The following is a 13,788-nucleotide window of genomic DNA, read 5'->3' on the forward strand; positions in this document are numbered from 1 at the left end:
ATATTCAGCTATTCTTTCCCTGAAACCTTCTGGAAAACAGGGAGACACCCATGACCATGTACGCCACGCTGGAAGAAGCGATTGATGCCGCTCGTGAAGAGTTCCTCGCCGATAACCCCGGCGTTGAGGAAGAAGATGCTGACGTTCAGCAGCTTAATATCCAGAAATACGTTCTGCAGGATGGGGATATTATGTGGCAGGCCGAATTCTTTGCCGACGAAGGCGAAGAAGGGGAATGTTTGCCGATATTAAGCGGTGAAGGTGCGCAGGCCGTTTTTGATGGCGATTATGATGAGATCGAACTGCGGCAGGAATGGCTGGAAGAGAACACCCTGCACGAGTGGGATGAGGGTGAGTTTCAGCTCGAGCCGCCGCTGGATACGGAAGAAGGTCAAACCGCAGCCGATGAGTGGGACGAGCGTTAACTGACGCTACTCGTAAGGGCCATGGCTGGCGTCAATGGGCAGTAAGAGGGTGTCAAAAATCAGCGAGAACGGCAGATCGAGCACGGTCAGGTAGCGCCATGCGGAATCGCGGACATCCCACTTCACGCCCGGGTAATACTGATTCCCATGGCCCTGCCCTGGTATGGTGCGGCTGATGATGCTGCCGCAGCCGCTCAGCAGGCACGCCATCAGTACGACGATGAGTATTCTCATGAGTTACCTCTAAAAAAATACCGGCGATTAAGCCGGTATTTTATCTGGCGGGAGGCGTTTCGCTTACCCGCCCTGCTTAACAACCTACTTCGCCTTCAGCGCCAGCGGATTGAGCTTCACGTCCTTATAGTAGTTCACCCACGAAGAGTATCTTTCCGGAGCGGACCACACGCGGTAGTGAAGACGCGCCATTGTCACCGGGTCGCTCAACAGCACCAGTCGACGGTCGCGGCTGAGTTTCTCCGGCGTCTCGTTAAGCGCCTGCTCAACGTGACGATCGCGGGCAATCTCCAGCACCTGGCTGGCACGGTGACGCGCAGTCGCCATTGCCGTTGCCAGGGCGTTGAATGACGGGTTAAACACGGCGTGCATAAAGCCATCATCCAGCGAGCGATTGCGGTTCTGTTCCAGGTAACGATCGGTATCCACCAGCACCTGCGGCGGGGAGTACTCTTCCGGGATCAGGAACAGCTTCCAGCGCTTGGTTCGCAGCCCCACCGTTGAACGGCTGGAGATCACGGAGACAAACGGCGACAGGATCAGCGAGAACACAATCGGTGCCAGCCAGAACAGGAAGCGCAGATCCAGCCAGGCCATCCCGGCCGCCCACACCAGACCCAGCAGCAGCTGAGAACCGTGGCGCATAAAGGCCTCACCCCACGGCGTGGAGTCGTCGTCACGCTGCGGTGAGTTCCAGACCACTTCCCAACCCAGGAACGCGCTGACCACAAACACGGTGTGGAACAGCATACGTACCGGCGCCAGCAGCACGGAGAACAGGACTTCCAGCAGCAGTGAAAGGGTCACGCGGAAGAAACCGCCGTACTCTTTCGAGCCTTTGCACCAGATCAGGATGATGCTGAGCAGCTTAGGCAGGAACAGCAGCACCATGGTGGAAGCAAACAGCGCAATCGCCAGCTCCGGACGCCACTGCGGCCACACCGGGAACAGCTGGCGCGGTTGCAGGAAGTACTGCGGCTCCGTCAGAGCATGGACGACCTGCAGCGCAGTGGAGAGCGCGAGGAACATAAACCACAGCGGTGCGGAGAGATAAGACATCACGCCCGTCAGGAACACCGCACGGTGAACCGGGTGCATCCCTTTCACCAGGAACAGGCGGAAGTTCATCAGGTTACCGTGACACCAGCGGCGGTCACGCTTGAGCTCGTCCAGCAGGTTCGGCGGCAGCTCTTCGTACGATCCCGGCAGGTCGTAGGCAATCCAGACGCCCCAGCCAGCACGACGCATCAGCGCCGCTTCCACGAAGTCATGCGACAGAATCGAACCGGCAAACGAACCCTCGCCCGGCAGCGGCGCCAGCGCACAGTGTTCAATGAACGGCTTCACGCGGATGATGGCGTTGTGACCCCAGTAGTGCGACTCGCCCAACTGCCAGAAGTGCAGACCGGCCGTAAACAGCGGCCCGTAGACACGGGTGGCGAACTGCTGGCAGCGCGCATAAAGGGTGTCCATACCGGACGCTTTTGGTGAGGACTGGATGATACCCGCGTTCGGGTTGGCTTCCATCAAACGCACCAGACCGCTCAGGCAGTCACCGCTCATGACGGAGTCGGCATCCAGCACCACCATGTAGCTGTACTGATTACCCCAGCGACGGCAGAAGTCATCAATGTTACCGCTTTTACGCTTCACACGACGGCGGCGGCGGCGGTAGAAGATCTGCCCTTCGCCCTGCACTTCTGCAATCAGCTCCATCCACGCTTTTTGTTCCGCCACGCAGATATCCGGGTTGTAGCTGTCGCTCAGGATGTAAACGTCGAAATGCGCCGCGTTGCCGGTCGCCTTCACGGACTCCCAGGTCGCACGCAGGCCCGCAAAGACGCGGTCAACGTCTTCGTTACAAATAGGCATAATCAGCGCGGTACGGTGCTCAGGATTGAGGGGTTCATCCCCGACCGTTGACGCTGAAATGCTGTATTTGTCACGCCCCATCAGCAGCTGCAGGAAGCCCATCAGCGCGGTCCAGAATCCGGCCGAAACCCAGCAGAAGAGCACCGCGAACAGCAGGAGAATGCCGCTCTGCAGGATATACGGCAGCAGCTGCATGAAGGAGACCCAGAGATCCTGGCCCATCATGTCCGTCGGGTTGATGAACGCCCAGCCCTGATAAGGCAGGATGGTTTTCATGTACCAGGTCGCGACGACCGTCTGCGCCAGCGTCAGAAGCAGCAGGATGTAGCGACGGATAGTCCCCACAGTACGCCATTTCTGTTCGGACGCCTGCTCCTCTTTCGTCAGGCGCGACAGATAGCGCGGCGTCACATCGCGCCCGCGCAGGCGATCCCAGAAGCGACCCACCGGGTTGGTGCGCCAGGGGTCGGGGAACATCGAGGAACGCGTCGCCTTCGGCATCGCCTGAAGCTGATCGCGTCCTTCGTCGTCTTTAATCAACTGCCCTTCCGCCAGCGAGTCCGGCCAGGCCTGCTCCAGACGCGCCTTGACTGACCCGAGCGGCGTATCATCATCACGGGTAAACGTACGATGTTCACCATCCAGCGCGGTGTGAACCGCGCGGATGTCGCTCTTAGGCAGCGCCGCTTTTTCGATATCCGTCAGCGGCATGGCATCAATATATTCAGATGTATTATTCATTGGCAGGTAGCTGATAGCTCCAGGTTTCACTCAGCGGCTGATCGTTACTGACCAGCGCAGCACGCATTTCAGTGGTCTGTTTCGGATCTTTCACTTTCACGCGCAGGGTCAGACGCCAGCCTTTGGTTACCGGGTTGTAACGCACGGTATTCTCAACGATTTCACCGTTATCACCGATGCTGGCCTGAGCGGCAACAGCGGTATCCGGTGACAGTTTCTTCATATCCTGGCCCGTGAAGTCCACGACAAATGCCACGGTACCGTCAGGCTGACGGATGAGATTCGACTGCTTCACATCACCCGTTGAGCGGCGAGTCTGCATCACGTACGCGTTATCCGGCGCATGCAGCTTGTCTTCGTCTCGGCTGAAGGTAATGGTGTACTTGAAGTTCATCTCTTTACCGGCTTCCGGCAGCTGATCCGGCGTCCAGTAAGCGACGATGTTATCGTTGGTTTCGTCGTTGGTTGGGATCTCTACCAGCTCGACCTTACCTTTACCCCAGTCACCGTTTGGCGTGACCCAGGCGCTTGGACGCTGGTCATAGCGATCGTCCAAATCTTCAAAGCGGGAGAACTGACGACCACGCTGCAGCAGGCCAAAACCTTGTGGGTTTTCCATTGCGTAGCTGCTCACCGCCAGGTGTTTCGGGTTATTCAGCGGACGCCAGATCCACTCGCCGTTGCCGGCATGAATAGACAGGCCGTTGGAGTCATGCAGTTCCGGGCGGAAGTTGGTTGCCGGTGACGGCTGGTTCGGCCCAAACAGGAACATACTGGTCAGCGGTGCCACGCCCAGTTTGCCCACTTTATCACGCAGGTAAACCTTGGACTGCACGTCAACCACCGTGTCACGACCCGGCATAATCACAAAGCGATAGGCGCCGGTTGCACGTGGGGAATCCAGCAGCGCATAGATGGTCAGACGCTTGTCCGTTGGTTTTGGACGCTCAATCCAGAACTCGCGGAAACGTGGGAACTCTTCACCTGATGGCAGCGCGGTATCAATAGCCAGACCACGCGCGGAAAGCCCGTATACCTGCCCCGCGCCAATGACGCGGAAATAGCTGGCACCGAGCATGCTGACGATTTCGTCGTTTTTATCTTTGCTGTTGATCGGGTAAAGCACCTTAAAGCCCGCGAAGCCCAGGTCTTTCACCGTATCTTTGTCGTGTTGCACATTGCCAAAATTGAAGTAATCCGGGCTGTACTTGATCTTACGGACCGCGGTCGCCGTCACTTCATTGATGGCAACAGGCGTGTCGAAGTACATACCCTGATGATAAAACTCAAGCTTGAACGGGGTTTTAATGTTGCTCCAGTACGCTTTGTCGTGATTGAACTGGATCTGCTGATAGTCCGCATACTTCATGTCGCGGAAAACGGAGGGCAAGTTACTTTTCGGCGCTTCGTAGCTCTTGCCTGCCATCGATTTTGCCTGTTTTGCGACATCGTCGATGTTAAAGGCCAGTGCCGATGAGGTATACAGTGATAACACCACTGCAGCACCTAACCAACGCATTTTCATCATCTGTGGTTTATGTTTCATAATAAGTAAGCACTTCCCCCTTTGTGTGCTTATATCGATCCGATCCATTTTAATGGAAACTCAGGCAATCCGACAACATTATCACTGCTTTGTTCAGCTGCTGGCTCATGGAATAAGCAAATGAAAGAACCCGCTTTTCACTTTGCGTGCTTATCCTGGAGACAGGGTGTCGGTCTTGGTGTAGGGTTGGCTTCGAATGTAACCATTATGAGTCTTAGGGATAAGACGAAAAGTCTGAGAATGCACAACGTTATATGAGCACAACACCAACAGAACGTGAATATTTCCTCGACTCGATCCGGGCCTGGCTGATGCTATTGGGGATCCCCTTTCACATTTCACTGATTTACTCCAGCCACACCTGGCACGTGAATAGCCAGATGCCGTCCTGGTGGCTGACGCTGTTTAATGACTTTATTCACGCCTTCCGTATGCAGGTGTTTTTCGTCATATCCGGCTATTTTTCCTACATGCTGTTTTTGCGGTATCCGCTTAAACGCTGGTGGAAAGTGCGCGTAGAACGCGTAGGGATCCCCATGTTGACCGCCATTCCGCTGCTTACGCTGCCCCAGTTCATTATGTTGCAGTACGTCAAGGGCAAGGCGGAGAACTGGCCGAATCTTACGCCGTATGAAAAGTACAATACGCTGGTCTGGGAGCTGGTGTCTCACCTGTGGTTCCTGCTGGTGCTGGTGGTGCTCACCACGGTGAGCCTGTTGATATTCAGCCGCCTGCGCCACCATTTGAGTACGAAAGCCGATACCTTCTTCGCTAACGTGACGATGGGTAAACTGTCGGTGCTCTTCTTGCTGTTGGGGATCGCCTATGCCGCCGTGCGACGGACCCTGCTCATCGTCTATCCGCCGATTTTGAGCGACGGATTATTTAATTTTGTCGTGATGCAGTCACTGTTCTACATTCCGTTCTTTTTAATCGGCGCGCTGGCCTTTATCCATCCCAAACTTAAATCGCTGTTTATCACCCCGTCACCGTGGTGCGCGCTGGGAGCCACCCTTGCGTTCGCAGCCTATCTGCTGAACCAGCGCTACGGCAGCGGCGATGCCTGGATGTATGAAACGGAAAGCGTGATCACGATGCTGCTGGGCCTGTGGATGGTGAACGTGGTCTTCGCGCTGGGCCACCGTCTGCTGAACTTTAAGTCCAGCCGCGTGACCTACTTCGTGAATGCGTCACTGTTTATTTATCTGGTGCATCACCCGTTAACGCTTTTCTTCGGGGCTTACATCACGCCGCACATCACCTCCAACACGCTGGGCTTCTTTACTGGGCTGGTGTTTGTAGTAGGCGTGGCGATCGTCCTTTACGAAATCCACCTGCGGATCCCGCTCCTGCGTTTCCTCTTTTCAGGAAAGCCACCGGCGAAAGCCTCATAACAAACGCGGCGCATTGAATGCGCCGCGCTTGCTTTAGCTTTCCAGCTCTTGCCGGCGCTGAGTCAGAAGCCGCTGATAAAGATGCAGGGTGTCTTCGTCAAAACAGACAAAAATGACCTTCTCTGGCAGCGGTTTTAACGACAGATAGCGGTAAACGGTGTCTACGGCGATGGTGGCGGCGGCGGCCTTAGGGTAACCATACGCGCCGGTGCTGATGGCCGGGAACGCCATCGTTTTATAACCGTTGTCGGCGGCCAGCCGCAGGCAGTTCCGGTAAGCCTCTTCCAGAATGCTCGCTTCGTGCTGGTGCCCGCCATGCCAGACGGGCCCTACGGCATGAATAACCGCTCTGGCAGGCAGATTACCCGCCAGCGTAATGACCGCGTGACCGGGAGGACACTCGCCCTGCTGTTGCCGCACGGTTTTACAGGCTTCCAGCAGCTGCGGTCCGGCGGCCCGATGGATAGCCCCGTCCACGCCGCCGCCCCCCATCAGGGATGGATTGGCCGCATTGACGATAACGTCGACGTGCTGTGTCGTGATATCGCCATGAATAATGTCAATTTGCGGTTTCATAAAGCCCCTCTGCAACCCGCCTTTTTCTTAAGTGTATCGCAGAGGAGACCGGGAGAAAAAACTATCAGAAAAAATCCTCTTCCACCGCAGGGCGGGAAAGTGCGCATCAGCGATACTGAATTTCGACAACCGCGAGCGTTTTTTCAGGATTAAGGTATTTCATATTGAGCGTCGCCAGGCTTGAGTCGCTCACTTTTCCGTTGAGCGCCTCTTCATAGCTGACCATACGTGTTTGCATACGGTTATTATTTGGACATGACATGGCAAACTGCTGCTTCTGCGGAGTGACTTCACAGGGGTCTGCGACAATGGCCCCGCGAAAATGAATGACGCCACCGTCAACAAGCGTGGCTGAATAAGCCGGGATACTCAGAGCAGAAACGACCAGACCCAGACCTGCCGCGAGCCGAGCAAAAGAGTTGTTCATTATAAGTACTCCTCAATGAAAATCGTCCATGAGGGGTAAACGCGCTTCATTAATCAGGACAAACGAAGTTCACGTTACGGAACATAACGACCAGGTTCCTGATATCAGCATAGCTCAACGGCACAGACCCGCCACATTCGCAACGCATTGATTTCATGAATAATTAGATCGAACTGCCCGCTGGCGACCACTGTTGTGATAAATGAAGCGATTTTCCATCTGAAACGGTGACGACGATTTTTACCGTGTCACCGGCGCTTATATTTAAACTCAGGCGCATTAAATCAATCGTCTGATTAGCGGGGATAAAAAGCGTGTTTTGCTGACGGGAAGAGCTTTGTCCTCCCTGTCCTTCCCGCACAGAAACAATCTGAACCTGGCAGTCACACGATTGCGCCAGGGTGACCTGCGGAATAATGGTGGTCATATTTTCCTGCTGCGACGTTTTGAAAGTGATCTGGCTTGAAAGGGCGGCAAGTAGAATTAAGGTATTCATGATGAACTCCCGAAAAAAAACAGGGCATCAGCCCTGTTTTTTTGTAGCACAGATATCAGTATCAGTACTGATGGGCTGTCGCGTGGTTACCAAAACCGATCTGGGTAACGTTAACAGTCGAGTTGGAAGCAGTCTGGTCTACGAGTGCACCGTTAAAGCCGCCGGACTGGCTCACGTTCATGACGGATTTTTTACTGTTCCACTGGTCAAGTGTTGCACTGTTGCCGAAACCGTTCTGGGTCAGGTTGATTTTACTGTCATCAGAACCCTGACCAACGTCAGCGCCGTTACCGCCACCGGTCTGGCTAATATTCAGGACGGAATTTCTGGCATCTGTCTGCAGGGCTACCGCGGAGTTACCGCCACCGTTCTGATAAATATTCAGGGTAGAATTTGGACCACCGTAACCGCCATGGCCATGTCCATGACCCCAGCCATCCTGATTAATCAGACCAGCCATAGCACTACCAGAAACTACGATTGCTGCAAGCGCTGCCACTTTGAAAAATTTCATGGTAAACCCCCGTCGGATTGATTAAAGTCGCCGCGTAAGCGTTAATGTTGAATAACGTTAATCGCCATTTGCGACTGTTTCTGCACTACAACTGCGGTTTTCTGCGTACCGTACTGCGTAATATTTGCTCTATTACCCGACCCTTGCTGGATAATTTTTGCGCTATTACCGTATCCATCTTGCGTAATACCTGCATCATTCCCGTTACCGCTCTGAGCGATCCAGGCAATATTGTAACCCCCTGATTGATCAACTCTCGCTCTGTTGCCTGCTCCATCCTGGGAAATAATGGACAAAAGTTTTGAACCTTCCTGGCGAACCTGAGCGTCATTAAAAACACCCTGTTGACCAATAATGGCTGCCTGATTTAATGCTGAAAGACTTAATTCGTTCACCGCAAAGTTATATTCAGGATTGGCTAAATCTGAATTCGCTGCGGTTACAAATCCAGGCGCACCCAGTAATGTAAACACCATAAATAACGATGTGTATTTCATGTTGTCACCCTGGACCTGGTTATTGAATCACGCCATAACCGTAAGACCGTGTTACTTGTAAAAACGATTCGTATTGTGTTAACGCGTCGTTACGGTGAAGAGTATGTCCGCTGAAACATTTTAAATATCTCACCCGCGCGGCTTATTTTTATTTAACGGCTCACCTCAAAGTCGTAATTTCCATCAAAAATCACTTGAATCAGGCCAGCTTATATTTTTTATTGCGAATATCTGACAGTAGGGTTGTACAACGAGACGAAGGCTGTCCACGCTTCCTTCCGCGTTGTTTAAACGTAACGGCAGAAGACGATTTTTTCTCAAGCGTGACACGAAACCCGTTTTCTTAAGGCAGACAGCCGCTCAATTCCGGACTTAGAAATAATCGGTAAATCATACTCAACTATCATTGTCGGAAAATAATAAATTCCATTTTAAATCATGCAGATAAAAATATTTGTATGATTTTTAAAATCTATGCATACGTATTAGCATGTACAACTTTAGCATCATTTTTCATCATTCACTACATTCGATTTTAACAAATTAATATTGATTTTTACATTTAGTTACACGTTTAACACTTGCTTTAAACTTCGTAAAAGCTAGATTGAAATTAGATGTACGAAATTGGTTTTATATTTACCTCCCTGTGGAGGTTATGGTCTGATTCTACACACAGCAGTGCAACATCTGTCAGTACTTCTGGGGTCCTCTCTTAATGAGGAGGCCAACTGTCAGGTGCCAATAAAAAGTGGGGTTTCATCATGTATAATGAAGTCCATAGTTTACATGGTCATACATTACTGTTGATCACAAAACCTTCTTTGCAAGCGACAGCGTTATTACAACATTTAAAGCAATCTTTATCACTGAACGGGAAATTGCATAATATTCAACGTTCTTTTGATGATATTGCACCTGGCAGCATTATTCTGTTCGATATGATGGAAGCTGATAAAAAGCTTATCCATTACTGGCAAGATATTTTAAGCAGGAAAAACAATAATATCCGCGTACTGTTGTTAAATACCCCTGATGAATATCCTTTCAGGGATATCGAAAGCTGGCCGCATATCAATGGCGTGTTCTACGTCACGGAAGAAGAAGACCGGGTGGTCGAGGGCCTGCAGGGTATCTTGCGCGGAGAGTGTTATTTTTCGCAAAAGCTTGCCAGCTATCTCATCACGCACTCCGGAAATTATCGCTACAACAGCTCAGAGTCAGCACTGCTCACGCACCGTGAGAAAGAGATCCTGAATAAGTTACGCATTGGTGCTTCAAATATTGAAATCGCCCGTTCGTTATTTATCAGCGAAAATACGGTAAAGACGCACCTCTATAATCTTTTCAAGAAGATAGCTGTGAAAAACCGAACTCAGGCGGTTTCGTGGGCAAACGATAACCTCAGGCGTTAATCACATGAAGCGCACGTTGAGTTGGATCGCCGCAGCGGGTTTTCTGCTCGCTGCCGGGAATCTGAAGGCCGTCGAGGTTGAAGTTCCCGGATTGTTAACAGACCACACCGTCTCGTCGGTCGGGCACAGCTTTTACCGTGCCTTCAGTGACAAATGGGACAATAAATACACGGGTAATATAACAATCAATGAGCGGCCCAGTGCACGATGGGGAAGCTGGATAACAATAACGGCTAATCAGGACGTTATATATCAAACGTTTTTATTCCCGACCAAATTAGACTTCGATAAAAACGTAGCCCAGGCACTGGCACAATCAGAAGACGCTATTAATCGCCTGCAAATAGATAAAGCTCTATTAAGCACGCGCGATTTAGCAAAAGATGAGTTCTAGCGAACCGATATCTGGAGGCTGTCATGCGTATTGCATATGCAGTTGTTTCGATAATGCTGATCACCCCGATTAGCTGGGCCGGGAACATGACGTTTCAGTTCCGTAACCCTAACTTTGGCGGTAACCCTAACAACGGCGCGTTTCTGCTGAATGAGGCTCAGGCGCAAAACTCTTATAAGGACCCAAGCTTAAAGAATTTTAGCGTGGATACCCCCTCCGCACTGGACAATTTCACCCAGGCTATCCAGTCGCAGATTTTAGGCGGTTTGCTTACCAATATTAATACCGGTAAACCCGGCCGAATGGTGACCAACGACTTTATTGTTGATATCGCCAACCGGGACGGACAGCTTCAGCTGAACGTGACCGATCGTAAAACCGGAAAAGTCTCGACCATTCAGGTTTCCGGTCTACAAAACGATTCAACTAACTTCTAAACAACAACGAAATAAGGACAACAATCATGCAGCGCTTCCTGATATTTGTTGCAGTGTGCTTATTGAGCGGTTGTTTAACTGCTCCGCCTAAAGAAGCTGCAAAACCGACATTAATGCCTCGGGCCCAGAGTTATCGTGATTTAACGCATTTACCTTCTCCTACGGGGAAAATATTTGTCTCCGTGTACAACATTCAGGATGAAACCGGGCAATTCAAACCGTACCCGGCAAGTAACTTCTCCACGGCCGTGCCGCAAAGCGCCACCGCGATGCTGGTTACCGCGCTGAAGGATTCACACTGGTTTATTCCTCTGGAACGTCAGGGGCTGCAGAACCTGTTGAACGAACGCAAGATTATTCGTGCTGCCCAGGAAAATGGCACCGTCGCGGACAATAACCGTACGCCTCTGCAATCGCTGGCGGCGGCGAACGTGATGATTGAAGGGTCGATAATTGGTTACGAAAGTAACGTTAAATCGGGCGGGGTGGGCGCGCGGTACTTCGGTATCGGTGCGGATACCCAGTACCAGCTCGATCAAATCGCCGTTAACCTGCGCGTGGTCAACGTCAGCACCGGCGAAGTGCTCTCTTCGGTGAACACCAGCAAAACCATACTGTCTTATGAAGTTCAGGCGGGGGTATTCCGCTTCATCGATTACCAGCGTTTGCTGGAAGGTGAAATTGGCTACACCTCTAACGAGCCGGTGATGATGTGTCTGATGTCAGCCATTGAAACCGGCGTGATCTTCTTAATCAACGATGGTATCGATCGCGGGCTGTGGGATCTGCAAAACAAAGCAGACGTGCAGAACCCGATTCTGGTGAAATACCGCGATATGTCAGTACCTCCGGAATCCTGACGGGAAGCGCGTAAAAAAGGCGAGATGATTATCTCGCCTTTTTTTATTCACTCACTGCCGTGACGTTTTGCGCTTTTTCCCGCCGCGACGCCAGCCAAAGACCGCTGTTTTTCATGGCATAGCCAAACACCAGCCCCAGCGCCAGGGAGGGGACCACCAGCTTCCAGTCTCCCTGCCCTGCAAAGGTCGCGCACGCCCCGATAAAGGTTCCCGGCACAAACGACAGCAGCAGATGCCTGGCCTGAACGCACATCAGGAAGGCAACAACGCCCGTCATGACGTAACTCAGGATCTCAACATGCGGCGCCAGCGCGCTGCCTTTCATGATGACCAGCGCCCAGATAACGCCGCTCATCAGCGTGCAGCCTGAGATAAAGAGCCCTTTGACGCCCCCCTGCGGGCAGGCGAAATAGGCCGTACAGCCAAGGAATCCGGCCCAGCTGAGCAATCCGAGAGATACGGCCACCCATCCCCAAAGTCCGGAGAGAATGCCCGTCGTTATTGCGATAGAAAGTAATATGTTCATGGCGCGCATCTTAGCAGAAGCGCACCAGAGAAATGCGATCAGAAGCACATTACGTGCAAATTGAGATGTTGAGTTGCAGAATTTATGTGAGCTAAATCACTCTTCATTCTCTTCTTCCAGCTCATCCCACATCGCCGCAATCGCATCGCGGGTGATCGGTGCCAGCGTCCTCCAGAATGGCGAGGTGGCATGGGCTTCGACTTTACCCAGAAATGTCCCCACCCACGGCAGCAGATACGTTTCGAAAAGGGTTTCGATGGCTTCGTTCTCATCATCCCCGGCGTTGTCTTCGATCCAGGAGGCAGCCAGCAGCAGCGTACCGATATGGTCGGCAGGCGTATCGCTCAGCGGCATACCGCGCGAAGAGAGGAAAGCACGCACTTCCGCTTCCGTTGCCCCTTCCTGCCAGGCGGAACGGTATGGCGAAACGCGGCACCCCTCGCCGACGAACAGCGCATTGTAGTCCGTCGCAATCTGCTGCATGTCGCAGCTTTTTTGCAGACGTTCCAGTAAATCATCCTGTTCCAGCGGCCAGTTCTGCGCCAGTTTGCCTTCACGAATTAACGTAAAAAGCGGAACCAACAGCGGGTCCTGCGGCTGGCGATAATAGAGCGTACCCAGCACGCGACAAAGGATGGAGAACTCGTTCATTTTTATTATTCCATTACACAATTAAAGATCGGCAAATTCGTCAATCGGCTCCATGCCGCGCGACTCGAGGAAATCGAGCATGCGGCGTGGGGTGACGTTGAGGATTTGCGCTTCCGGGAAGTTAACATCATTCAGCACTTTCAGGCACTCGCTGAAATCACCCAGCGTAAACGCGGTATGGGAATCTGAGCCCAGCGCCACCATGCCGCCGGCATCACGCACGGCAGCGGCCACCTCACGACAGTTGGCTTCACTGCCCTTACGCGAGTGAACGAAGGAGGAGTTGTTAATCTCCAGCGCCACGCGGTGTTTCGCTGCCGCCTGCGCGACGGCCTGAATATCAATGGGGTACTTCGGGTTACCGGGATGACTGATAATGTGCACATTGCCGCTGGCAATGGTGGCAATCATCGCCGCGGTGTGGGTCTCTTTATCCTGAGGCGGGAAAACCGGCTCATGAAAACCGGCGAGGATAAGGTCGAGAGAGGTCAGCATCGGGCCGGTGCAGTCAATCTCACCGTCGGTGTTTTTGATGTTCGCCTCAATGCCGCGCAGGATCCCAATGCCATCCACCAGTCGTGGCCAGATACGCATATTCACAAAATGCCAGTAGTGCGGCGCGTCCGCCATGTCCGGGCCATGATCGGTGATCGCGAAAAGCTTGATGCCTTTAAGCTTCGCCTGGGCGATATAATCATGGAGGTTGCTATACGCGTGGGTGCTGGCGACGGTGTGCATATGCAGGTCAACGGGATACATCTCTCTCTCCTCTGCGGTTTTTCC

The 13,788-nt window shown here is 52.5% G+C and carries 17 protein-coding genes; 6 read left to right on the top strand and 11 right to left on the bottom strand.

Going from position 1 to position 13,788, the window contains the following annotated elements:
- Window positions 1-50: 50 nt before the first annotated feature.
- Window positions 51-425: a MysB family protein gene (locus tag ACJBF3_RS09780; protein WP_023311118.1), complete on the top strand. Its 375-nt coding sequence runs from the start codon at window positions 51-53 to the stop codon at window positions 423-425.
- A 6-nt stretch (window positions 426-431) separates the two neighbouring features.
- Here the strand turns inward: ACJBF3_RS09780 and ACJBF3_RS09785 are convergent, their stop codons facing one another.
- The 3 genes from ACJBF3_RS09785 to mdoG all read right to left on the bottom strand — a co-directional run bounded on the left by ACJBF3_RS09785 (window position 432) and on the right by mdoG (window position 4,818).
- Window positions 432-659: a YceK/YidQ family lipoprotein gene (locus tag ACJBF3_RS09785; RefSeq protein ID WP_045326938.1), complete on the bottom strand. Its 228-nt coding sequence runs from the start codon at window positions 657-659 to the stop codon at window positions 432-434.
- Between the two features lie 84 nt (window positions 660-743).
- On the bottom strand, window positions 744-3,272 hold the full coding sequence (gene mdoH, locus ACJBF3_RS09790) for a glucans biosynthesis glucosyltransferase MdoH (protein WP_045326937.1): 2,529 nt from the start codon (window positions 3,270-3,272) through the stop codon (window positions 744-746).
- Window positions 3,265-4,818, bottom strand: a complete 1,554-nt coding sequence (gene mdoG, locus ACJBF3_RS09795; RefSeq protein ID WP_032672403.1) for a glucans biosynthesis protein MdoG — start codon at window positions 4,816-4,818, stop codon at window positions 3,265-3,267. The genes mdoH and mdoG overlap by 8 nt, the downstream gene beginning before the upstream one ends.
- Before the next feature lie 254 nt (window positions 4,819-5,072).
- On the opposite strand from mdoG, the gene mdoC reads away from it, so the two are divergent.
- Window positions 5,073-6,212, top strand: coding sequence for a glucans biosynthesis protein MdoC (gene mdoC, locus ACJBF3_RS09800; protein ID WP_045326936.1), 1,140 nt, complete (start codon window positions 5,073-5,075; stop codon window positions 6,210-6,212).
- 33 nt (window positions 6,213-6,245) lie between these two features.
- On the opposite strand, the gene ymdB is transcribed toward mdoC, so the two are convergent.
- The 5 genes from ymdB to csgB form a co-directional block, all read right to left on the bottom strand.
- On the bottom strand, window positions 6,246-6,788 hold the full coding sequence (gene ymdB / locus ACJBF3_RS09805; protein ID WP_045326935.1) for an O-acetyl-ADP-ribose deacetylase: 543 nt from the start codon (window positions 6,786-6,788) through the stop codon (window positions 6,246-6,248).
- Between the two features lie 106 nt (window positions 6,789-6,894).
- Entirely contained in the window at window positions 6,895-7,215 is a 321-nt protein-coding gene (locus ACJBF3_RS09810; protein ID WP_045326934.1) for a type 1 fimbrial protein, read from the bottom strand.
- A gap of 163 nt (window positions 7,216-7,378) precedes the next feature.
- Complete coding sequence (gene csgC / locus ACJBF3_RS09815) at window positions 7,379-7,711, bottom strand: curli assembly chaperone CsgC (protein WP_045326933.1); 333 nt, start codon at window positions 7,709-7,711, stop codon at window positions 7,379-7,381.
- Window positions 7,712-7,772: 61 nt separating this feature from the next.
- The gene (csgA, locus tag ACJBF3_RS09820; RefSeq protein ID WP_045326932.1) at window positions 7,773-8,225 is read right to left on the bottom strand and encodes a curli major subunit CsgA; all 453 of its coding nucleotides are present in this window, start codon (window positions 8,223-8,225) and stop codon (window positions 7,773-7,775) included.
- Between the two features lie 41 nt (window positions 8,226-8,266).
- Window positions 8,267-8,722 (bottom strand): curli minor subunit CsgB, encoded by a 456-nt coding sequence (gene csgB, locus ACJBF3_RS09825; protein ID WP_045326931.1) that lies wholly within the window; start codon window positions 8,720-8,722, stop codon window positions 8,267-8,269.
- Window positions 8,723-9,486: 764 nt separating this feature from the next.
- On the opposite strand from csgB, the gene csgD reads away from it, so the two are divergent.
- From csgD to csgG, 4 genes are read left to right on the top strand one after another with little or no spacing between them, the layout of a single operon-like run.
- Window positions 9,487-10,137 carry a biofilm master transcriptional regulator CsgD gene (csgD, locus tag ACJBF3_RS09830; RefSeq protein ID WP_021240790.1) on the top strand — a complete coding sequence of 217 codons (651 nt, stop codon included), beginning with the start codon at window positions 9,487-9,489 and terminating at the stop codon, window positions 10,135-10,137.
- A 4-nt stretch (window positions 10,138-10,141) separates the two neighbouring features.
- Window positions 10,142-10,531 carry a curli production assembly/transport protein CsgE gene (gene csgE, locus ACJBF3_RS09835; protein ID WP_045326930.1) on the top strand — a complete coding sequence of 130 codons (390 nt, stop codon included), beginning with the start codon at window positions 10,142-10,144 and terminating at the stop codon, window positions 10,529-10,531.
- A 23-nt stretch (window positions 10,532-10,554) separates the two neighbouring features.
- Window positions 10,555-10,968, top strand: coding sequence for a curli production assembly/transport protein CsgF (csgF, locus tag ACJBF3_RS09840; protein ID WP_045326929.1), 414 nt, complete (start codon window positions 10,555-10,557; stop codon window positions 10,966-10,968).
- Window positions 10,969-10,994: 26 nt separating this feature from the next.
- Complete coding sequence (gene csgG, locus ACJBF3_RS09845) at window positions 10,995-11,828, top strand: curli production assembly/transport protein CsgG (protein WP_028019093.1); 834 nt, start codon at window positions 10,995-10,997, stop codon at window positions 11,826-11,828.
- Window positions 11,829-11,871: 43 nt separating this feature from the next.
- On the opposite strand, the gene ACJBF3_RS09850 is transcribed toward csgG, so the two are convergent.
- The 3 genes from ACJBF3_RS09850 to ACJBF3_RS09860 all read right to left on the bottom strand — a co-directional run bounded on the left by ACJBF3_RS09850 (window position 11,872) and on the right by ACJBF3_RS09860 (window position 13,764).
- Window positions 11,872-12,354, bottom strand: coding sequence for a DUF1097 domain-containing protein (locus tag ACJBF3_RS09850; protein WP_072265743.1), 483 nt, complete (start codon window positions 12,352-12,354; stop codon window positions 11,872-11,874).
- A 96-nt stretch (window positions 12,355-12,450) separates the two neighbouring features.
- Window positions 12,451-13,005: a molecular chaperone gene (locus ACJBF3_RS09855; protein WP_045326927.1), complete on the bottom strand. Its 555-nt coding sequence runs from the start codon at window positions 13,003-13,005 to the stop codon at window positions 12,451-12,453.
- A gap of 21 nt (window positions 13,006-13,026) precedes the next feature.
- Entirely contained in the window at window positions 13,027-13,764 is a 738-nt protein-coding gene (locus ACJBF3_RS09860) for a phosphatase (RefSeq protein WP_045326926.1), read from the bottom strand.
- Window positions 13,765-13,788 lie beyond the last annotated feature (24 nt).

It is taken from the genome of Enterobacter sp. PP-008-ECC_S150 (assembly GCF_045257065.1).
Lineage (GTDB): Bacteria > Pseudomonadota > Gammaproteobacteria > Enterobacterales > Enterobacteriaceae > Enterobacter > Enterobacter chengduensis.